Origin of the sequence: Candidatus Latescibacter sp. (genome assembly GCA_030692375.1) — a bacterium.
In the GTDB taxonomy this organism is placed as follows: domain Bacteria; phylum Latescibacterota; class Latescibacteria; order Latescibacterales; family Latescibacteraceae; genus JAUYCD01.
Genome location: JAUYCD010000055.1, coordinates 1 through 9400, shown reverse-complemented (window position 1 = coordinate 9400; position 9400 = coordinate 1). Strand labels below are relative to the sequence as shown.

General features: G+C 52.7%; 4 protein-coding genes. 2 read left to right on the top strand and 2 right to left on the bottom strand.

What is annotated here, in order from left to right:
* Positions 1 to 432 precede the first annotated feature (432 nt).
* Positions 433 to 3465, top strand: coding sequence for a hypothetical protein (locus Q8O92_03740; protein ID MDP2982424.1), 3033 nt, complete (start codon positions 433 to 435; stop codon positions 3463 to 3465).
* Positions 3466 to 3735: 270 nt separating this feature from the next.
* Here the strand turns inward: Q8O92_03740 and Q8O92_03735 are convergent, their stop codons facing one another.
* Both Q8O92_03735 and Q8O92_03730 read right to left on the bottom strand, forming a co-directional pair.
* Positions 3736 to 5163 (bottom strand): SH3 domain-containing protein, encoded by a 1428-nt coding sequence (locus Q8O92_03735; protein ID MDP2982423.1) that lies wholly within the window; start codon positions 5161 to 5163, stop codon positions 3736 to 3738.
* A gap of 31 nt (positions 5164 to 5194) precedes the next feature.
* Positions 5195 to 7834 (bottom strand): hypothetical protein, encoded by a 2640-nt coding sequence (locus Q8O92_03730; protein MDP2982422.1) that lies wholly within the window; start codon positions 7832 to 7834, stop codon positions 5195 to 5197.
* 610 nt (positions 7835 to 8444) lie between these two features.
* Between Q8O92_03730 and Q8O92_03725 the strand changes: the two genes are divergently transcribed.
* On the top strand, positions 8445 to 9400 hold a 956-nt coding region (locus tag Q8O92_03725), incomplete at its 3' end, for a DUF5009 domain-containing protein (protein MDP2982421.1).

Here is a 9400-nt window from a genome sequence, read left to right as displayed (position 1 = left end):
GGCTTTATCTCCTTTCATAACAATACCTTAAGTATAATAAATCTAAACCGCCATGTCAAGCTAAATATTCATTTATTTTATTTATTTATAATAACTTATGTCAATATTATCCTTTTGTCGCCCTCGCCTTAATAAGGGGGGATTCGTCCTTCAAGTGGACTTGAACCCAAGAATATTTTCATAAATATATTCTCGTGGAACGATAAGCATCATAAAGAGTTACAAAAAATTAATTCAAATATCTGGGGGATGGCCAGAAGAAAGTCTGAACCATGATTTTCAGGATTCAAGGATTACCATGATAAATCATATTAACATAATCAAACAAATCATGTAATCATGCGAATCTTGGTTCAGACAGGTTTATTTCCATTATATTTAAAAAAAAACAAACCTTGCAAAGCCCGATTAATTTTGGAAAGGAGGCCCGACATGCATATCATAAAGAGGTTTTACCTGGCTTTATTCCTCCTCCTGGCAATGAGTTCATCCTTTGCTTTCGCTGCTCCCGGACGCTTCGAGCAGGAGCTTTCCGGACCCTCATGGCGCATCTGGCTTGACCGCGCCGCACAGTGGATAGACGACGACCTCTATCTTCCCCCGGTAGACATCGCTTCTCTACCGGTTAATCCGCCAACCGGCGGCTGGGAAAACATGGATAAATCCTTCAACCGCACCGTTTCCGTCCCCGGCACTGTCGAGGAATATTTCTGGAGCGCGAACGGCAACCCAGTTGGCATCGCCGGGGATTACCGGGGAGTCTCCTGGTGGAGCACTACATTCCGGGCGGCCCCCGCCCTCAAGGGAAAGCGGATTCTCCTGGCGTTCGAATCGGTGAACCTCCGGGCGGAGGTTTTTGTGAACCGTAAGCTGGCAGGGTACGATGTGATCGGGAATACCCCGTTTGATGTCGATGTTACCGGCGCGGTAACTTTCGAAGGCGACAACCGCCTGGATGTGCGCATCACCGACCCCGGAGGCACTTTTAGTTGGAATGACGAGAATCTAATAGTCTGGGGAAAGAACCGATTGCCCTCGGTGCACGGTTTCGGGGGAATCACCGGGAGAGTCTTCCTCCGCGCAGTGGATGCAGTGCAGGTGAACGACATCTATGTCCAGAACAAATCCGACCCCCGTAAGGCCGAAGTATTCGTGGTCATCGGAAACTCCTCTGGCGCGCCGCAGAGCGGGAAGGTGACCCTCAGAATTCAGGCATGGAAGAATCCCTCCGATGTACTCTGGGAAAAGACCGTATCCGAAACCATCCCTCCCTCAGGGAAAGAAATCTCACTGGCAGTCGATGCCCCGAAAGCGAAACTCTGGGACATCCGTGAGCCGAACCTGTATATGGCCGCGGTAAGCTTCGCCTCCGATGACGGGCGCCTGTTGGATTCCATGAGCCGCAGGTTCGGGTTCCGCTGGTTCGATACAGGGGAGATGGACGGCGACAAACGGCTTTACCTGAACGGGAAGCGGGTATTCATTTTTGCCGCCATGACCCGGGGATTCTGGCCGAAAGCCGGGATGTTCCCCACACCGGAGATGGCGAAAAAGGACATGGAAACGGCCATGAGCCTGGGATTCAACATGATGCTCTACCACCGGGCCATCGGCCAGCCCCCTTCCATCGAGATGGCCGACGAAACGGGAATGCTGGCCTATGAGGAGCCGGGAGGGTACCTCTGCCGTCCCGCCCCGGATGCGGCCGCCCAGGCCTGGCGCAGGGAAAAGCTGCGGAGGATGGTAATCCGCGACCGTTCCCATCCCTCCATGGTGATTTTCAACCTCGATGATCTCTCATACGCCGCGCCGACCGAAATCGACAAAGAGAATATAACCATGGTGCATACTCTCGATCCCTCGCGCATCGTGACCTACAACTGCATAATCGCCCCGAAAATTCCGGAAGTTCCGGACGACCCCATGAAAATGCACATGAAACCCTTCGATCAGAAACTCTACTACCACGGCTGGACTTCGCCCTATCACCTGATCCGCTGGGGCGGCTACCTGGATGAATTCTACCGCAACCCGCGCTACTACCTGCGCTATGTCATCGACCCCATCGCCGACATGGGCGACTCCCTGCATCCCATTTCCAAAGACGAGATCATCTTTTACGGCGAGGAAGGCGATATGGGCGGTCCTCTTCAGCTTGAAAAAATAAAGAACGAGCTGGCGCGCACCGGCGCAACCGGCTGGCGCGAGGGCGAACACCTGGACTGGTACAATTCATTCAACCGGTTCCTGGATGAGAGCGGTTACCGGTCTTCGTTCCCCACGGTGGATGATTTCACCCTTGCCCTGGGGGAAAGGATGCATTACTTCCACGGCCGTATCCTTGAAAACGCACGGATCAGCAACAAGGTCGATGCATATGTGCTCAACGGCTGGGCCACGGAAGCCACCCACACAGACATCGTGGACGCCTATCGTAATCCCACCGGCGACCCCTCCATTCTCCGGTACTATACCCAGCCGCTCTATGTGGCGGTAAAGCTTCGTAAAAAGGTGCTTCCTCCGGGAGCTGTGACGGTTGCGGATATATACATTGTGAACGAGAAGAATCTGAATGGGAAGTTTAACTTAGCTCTTGCCTTAGAAAATCCCTCCGGAGAAATCGTTCATGCGAAATCCTTCCCCGTTGCCATCCTGGGCGGAGAGGAATTCGGCCAGCTCCTCGTGGAGGATTTCCGCATGCCGCCGGTTTCCGCTCCAGGTTACTGGAAGCTGAAAGCGACTCTTGCCGATGAAAAGGGAACGGTGCGGGCGTCCGGATATGATGACATCTTTGTCGCCGATTATCTGAAAGGTCCCGGGATCACCGGCCGAATTGCGGTTATCGACACAAGCGGGGTGATCAAGTCGTTTCTGAAACAAAGCAGGGGCGTCATAGCAGAGGATTTCGATTCGAATGTACCCTTTTACGATTATCTCATCATCGGCGCACATGACTACAGCAGGGTGCGTAACCTGGGCGTTCCCAAGAACTCCCGGCCAACCGATCCGATCATGGATCGTGTGGCCTGCGGGACCACGCTCGTTATCCTCGACCAGGCCGAATCCTGGGCGGCCCGTATGGCCGGATTCGATTACCCGGCGGTGAAATTCACCGGCAGCGCTCACTGGGGGAAACAGGGACACCTTTTCGTCGGCAAAAGCCCGCTTTTTTCCGGTCTCCCCATGAGCCGGGCCATGAACTGGGAATACCAGGTGTTTTACCGCGGCGATGTCTGGGGGCTCCGCTTCGGGCGGGCGGGGGTGGAAACCGTTGTGGGCCTCGCCGCGAATCAAACAGACGAGGTGCTCAACGCTCTGAGCCGCGTCCCGTTCGGGACCGGGCAGATTCTTATCACCACCCTGCCGATTCTCACCGAGCTGGCTTCAACCCGGCCCCAGTCGGTTGTGGCGAAGAAACTGTTTCTGAACATGCTGGAAATGAGTGAGAAAAAGTCTGAACCATGATTTATAGGAGGCTTTTGCAAAAGTCAAGATTGTTGGATGCAGCCCCCTTCAATCCACCCCGCACGTACTACGTACGAGCGGGGACCCCGTGTCCTTCGGACATCCTTCCCCCTGGAGGGGGCAGGAAGTAACTGTAGAGCAACGACTTCCCTTGCCCCCTTCGGGGGTAAACGGTTTCATCGTTCCCGCGAAGCGGCAAGGGATTGAGGGATAGGGGGCTGTAGTTAAAAAACTCTTTTTTTTACATATAACACGACTTTTGCAATTGCCTTATGGTTTAAAGACAGACAATTCTGTCCAGCGAGTTATATCCGCCCCGCCCTCAAGCTCAGTATGGTTCACACTAACCCTGCCTACACGGATTTCGTTTCCGTCAGCATCATGGTAGCTGTACCCGTTCTGGTGTATAACATAGTGGATACCATTGACCTCTCCGAGATAGAGGACGACATGCCCGTTAAAACCGCATACGGTTATTCCAGGCTCACACTGATCGAGATACCGGTATTTCACCTCTTTCGGAGTGTTCGCGGGGAAGGAGGTCACATGATCGGTATAGTACAGCTCGAAGGTGGTCCACCGGGGAACGAATATCCCGAATGTCCTGAATACGGATTTTATTGCGCCCACACAGTCACGTTCATGGTCAACGCCGCCCCAGCCATAGGAACGGTTTAGCAGTTTGAACATCGTAGCGATGACATTTCTCTGCGTGTACGGCTGAAATCCGATACTCACATCAGCGCCAGGCTTCACCCACCCTGTAACTTCTTTGAGTGAACCGTCAGCCTGACGGAACGGCGCACGGACCTCGTACCCGGAGGTGGATTTTTTCACGAGCGGGAGCATTGAGCCCTGGTATAAATCCATTATCCAGGTTTTGAACTCCCGATCGACATACACCGGAACCTTGTGTGCGAGTGCAACGATGAAATCATCGGGTTCGGCAAGCCGCCTTATCTCACGTATCGATCCTTCCGCGACATTATCGGTCGATACCCAGCCGAAAGCATACTCAGACTTCACATAATACCAGTCCCCGTTTTTTGACTTGTGGAGAATCGTGACAGGCAGGCAAGCGTCGAGATCGGCATTCTGAAACATTTCGAGCCAGCCATACTGTTGAGTATAAAGTTTCACATTCGTAGGCACGCCCCTGTTCAATGTGTTGCGCACGAGAATACCGTACCGTGGATGCACAACAGCGGGCAAGGTTGCTTCATTCATGGAATCGAGAAGTTCCTGCTTTGAAGTTTCAGGATATGGCAGCCAGCGCCTGTCCCATAACGTGCCGCTTTTCACCAAATCCCGTGTTCGCTTGAACCAGACCCTCAGGCTGTCGCCGCTCATGGACTTTATTTCCAGCGGGTCCTCAAGGCGGAAATGAATACCGAAAAAATTCCCCTGCACCACAACATCGTCAATTGTATGAGAAACGCCGTTTATATCCTTTGTTTCCAGACTCCTCGTACTGTTTTTCCTGTTGAACTCCCTGATTTGTTCCCTGCTCATGATGACACGGTCGAGATCGCCTTTTACGCGTGCAATCCAGAATTCGGGATGCTGCATCTCTGCAGTAGCAGGTTGAACAATATCCGGCGCTGCAATAAGTTTTTTCTGCCCCTGCGCTTGTATGGAACCGGAAAGAAATGCCGATATTACAAGAAATAAAACGGCAGGCTTCACTGAATTTTTCATGAAATTACCCCTTTTTGCTTAAGGCAACAGCTCAGTAGCGTTTCTGCGGCTTGGCTTTGAACTTCGGATTGGCGCGGATCTGCTTGACAATGTCCGCTGATTTCGGATCGAGCACCGGCTTCCCGTCCTTCCAGACCTTATCACCCTGCTGCTGGATTATGCGCATCATGTTGAAATTAGGCTCCACCACATCGCCGTTGATGGTGGATCCGGCGGCATTGCCCTTCCACCCATTCAGGGTATTGTTGAATCCTTTGAGCGCCTCATCGAGATAATATCGTTTCCCGGAAATCTCCCAGGCATAGGATAGACCGTCGAAGTGGGTAGCTGAAGGATTACTCGGGGCAGCGGAGATGCAGGTCATGTAGACGTAATTGCTCCAGATGATCCAGTCGGCTGAGTTCAGGATCAATTTCTGCACCCTGGGGTCGTGAAATTCCTCATCATAGCGCTTCATCCCCTGGAGGATGATACCCACCATCCAGGGTTTGCCGCCGAGACAGGTGGGACGGTGCTTGTCCTCGTTGGGGTAGAGCGGATGATCCCAGTTGCCGGTATCCTTGTCCTGTCCGGCGATGGCCTGCTCCACTATCATCTGGGCAGCCAGTTTGTACCGTGGGTTGAGGGTGGCGCGGTAGCTCGACACCAGTCCTTTGAGCGCCCAGCCGATGGTGCGCTCCTCGTCATCACGGAAGTCGAGGAAGTTTTTCCAGGCTGCGATCTTTGAGAACCAGTCTGCAATGCCGACTGCCACTTCTTTGGCACGCGGCTCCCCGGTGAGCAAGTAATAGTGCCACAGACCTTCCACCGTGCCGTGCCCGGCGTGGGTTTCACCCTTGGCATGGTCGGTGAAATGCATGTGCTGGCCCAGCTCGTTCAATGGGTCGTTCGAGGCGTGGAGCACATCGATATCCATGAAATGCCAGGCCATGATGTCGGATTCGTCGAAATACACACGCTTCCCTGTTCGGGCGTACTGCACCATAGCCCCAAGAATGACATCGTATTCCAGGTTATAGAAAATCGGGACATACCGTATCCCCGGTACATCGCCGAAATCACGGACTCCGTAGACATTCCCTGCGGCCCTGGTTTGCTCCGCGTTTTCCGAAGACTTGAGGAAATAGCTCTCGACATCGCCCCAGGCCGTATAGTTGGCGGGGAAGAAAGTCCCGAATACGCCGGAGGTGAGATACTGTTCCGGAGTTGTGACCGCCATGAGCGGTTTGTTCAGTCCAGCCATGAGCGATCCTGTGTCAAAGGCGGCGGATGGCTCCCCGAATTTTAATGTCAGCTCGTGGGTTTTGGCAAAACCAATTTCAGGATCGGGAAGGTCTTCGAGCTTGTTCCACACATGGAATTCCAGCTCGTTCCTGTTCAGGGCATAAATCTTGGGGTGATACTGCCAGAAATACTTGCTCCCCACAAAAACGCTCCCTTTTCCCCCGCGCATTTCCACCCAGCCTTCGGCTTTATCGAACTCCTTTACGGGCTGTCCTTTGCCGTGGATTACCTGGGCCTTGAACGGAACCCAGGGATAGGGCATCTGTTTGAAATAGTAATCGAACGAGGTTACCGGGCCGACCTGTTCGAGGGCGACCGGGCCGTCGATCTTTCCATCAACGGAGGCGCCTCCTGCCACGCCGAACCGGTAGCCGGTGTAATCGTCATCGAGTGATAGATGAAGCTTGATATCGTGCACATTCACCTGGCCGTAATCGTTATCCAGAAGCTCTTTCTCGCGGAATTTGATGGCTTTGGGACGCTCCACCCAGTGGCCGTTCACCCATTTGTAATCCGCCAGTTCTTCCATGGCGTACACATGGTACCGCTCGCTCGGGCGTATCTTGTTGTCACGGACATCGTTGATGAAAGTATACTGAAGCCGTATCTCATCCGACCCGGCGTACACGAACACCCGCATGATGAAAGCAAAGGTGCTGATCTCATTGGGGTCGAAATTGTTCGTGGCGTTGTCCCATAACAGGTGATGTCCTTCCATCTTGATCACCGCCTTGAGCGGTCCGGCGCTCTCAACCGTGCAGTTCTCGATGCGGGAGCGGAATTTCTTCACCCCGGTGCGCCAGATTATGGCATCCATCCCGTTCTTTGAAACCGACACCCAGTTCCCGGAGGCGTCCCTGCGCTGGATATTGGCCAGCATCGTTCCCGCATAGATGGGGATGTCGAATTTCACCCTTCCGGTGTCCACGGTGAACACATCGTTGGCGTCCGTGACAGAGACCTTCTCGGTGGAGGTCGCTTCGACAGGCTCAGCGCCCGAAGGCCGAGCACCCGAAGGCCGAGCACTGAGCTTGTCGAAAGTGCGCAGTGTGTAATTTTTAGTCTGGCCTGCCCCCACCGATTCTATGAAATTGAGCAGCACCCAGCGCTGGGAGCCGTCATCCCACCTGGACAGCGTTTCAAACTGCACAGGTACTGCTTTCCCCTGCGCATCGATAAGTATAAGCTCATCCGTGGATTTCACCGTTCCTTTGGCAAAGGGAATGCCGGAATGCACCCCTTCGCCGCTGCGGGCCGTTCCTGCAGGCTCGGTGATACTCACCGGAATGGAAATTCCCGCTGGAGCTTTTGCTTTTACGGGGGACCCAAAGGACGTAAATGAGCCGAAGAGCAGAAAAACGAACGCCATCCATACTGTTTTTGCCATGATCACAACCTTTCGTAAAAAATACGTTATCCCTGACGATAGATTTACATGCACAGGGTAGATAACAATAGATGCCGAAACAAGTTCGGCATGACACATGTCATCCTGAATTCGTTGCCGCTTCGCGGGAATGATAAAACCGTTGCCGCTTCGCGGGAATGATAAAACCATTTCAGGATCTAAACACTCAAAACATGCGCAATAATTTATGTCGTCATGTATAACTATTGGTTAACTTCTGAAAATATAGGGATAAATATACACAACGGAAGATTGTCCGGAGCATCTTTTTGTTGTCATATATTGTATTGACATCGGGCGCAATTCCGGTATATAATGACGGCAGGCCTGATTTCCAATATTAACCTCACCCCAGCCCTCTCCTAATTAGGAGAGGGTGCCCGAAGGGCGGGTGAGGTCTACGTCAATTTGAAAAATAAATAGAATTAGATCCTGAAACGAGTTCAGGATGACACGTGTCATGCAGAACTTGTTGCCGCTGCGCGGGAACGATAAAACCGTTTCGGCATCTATTTTGAAAAGAAACGCAATAATATATGTCGTCATGTATAGAATCCGATTTCCTGTTTTCCATACAGGGAGGAATGCGGTGACAGCAAACGCTCAGGAAAAACCAACGGGACGGGTCGTATCCATCGATGCGCTTCGAGGGTTCGACATGTTCTGGATCATCGGCGGGGGAACCTTTTTCATGAACCTTTTCAACTGGCTGGATACCCCCTTTTCCCGGGGACTCGCCGGTCAGTTTATACATACCCCCTGGAACGGATTTACCTTCGAGGATTTCATCTTCCCTCTCTTCCTGTTCATTGTCGGGCTCAGTATACCATTCTCCTTAACCAAACGTCTGGCCAGGGGAGACGACCGCCGCGATCTCTACCTGCACATCTTGAAACGCTTTCTCATCCTGTTTTCCCTGGGGCTTATCTACAACGGTCTTTTTAATTTCGATTTGCCCCACCAGCGTCTTTTGGGAGTTTTGCAGCGCATCTCCCTCTGCTACCTTTTCGCCTCGCTCATTGTGATGAATTTCTCGCCGAAAGGACAGGCAGTCTGGACCGTTCTTCTGCTTTTGTTCTACTGGGCGGCTATGACGCTCATTCCCGTTCCGGAGTATGGCGCCGGGATTCTTACTCCCGAAGGAAATCTCACAACATTCATCGATGAATATATTCTGCCCGGGAAGCTGTCAAATTACGGCCTCGGTCACCGAGGCGACGCCAACGGGGTTCTCAGCACCATCCCCGCCATATCTTCTGCGCTCCTCGGGGTGCTCTGCGGACACTGGATCCGCTCGGATTTTTCACCATCGGTCAAAATCCGCCGCCTTCTTCTGGCCGGAGCGGGGTGCATAGTATCAAGTCTTCTCTGGGACTTTGTTTTTCCCATCAACAGACCGCTCTGGACAAGCTCTTATGTGCTTTTCGCCGGCGGGTTGAGCATGATCCTTTTCACATTTTTCTACTGGGTGATCGATGTGCGCGGATACCGGAAATGGGCGTTTCCGTTCGTGATCATCGGGCTCAATTCCATCACCATCTATGT

Coding starts and splice junctions, on each gene's coding strand:
- Q8O92_03735 (MDP2982423.1), bottom strand. CDS start 5,163: ATGAAAAATTCAGTGAAGCCTGCCGTTTTATTTCTTGTAATATCGGCA.
- Q8O92_03740 (MDP2982424.1), top strand. CDS start 433: ATGCATATCATAAAGAGGTTTTACCTGGCTTTATTCCTCCTCCTGGCA.
- Q8O92_03730 (MDP2982422.1), bottom strand. CDS start 7,834: ATGGCAAAAACAGTATGGATGGCGTTCGTTTTTCTGCTCTTCGGCTCA.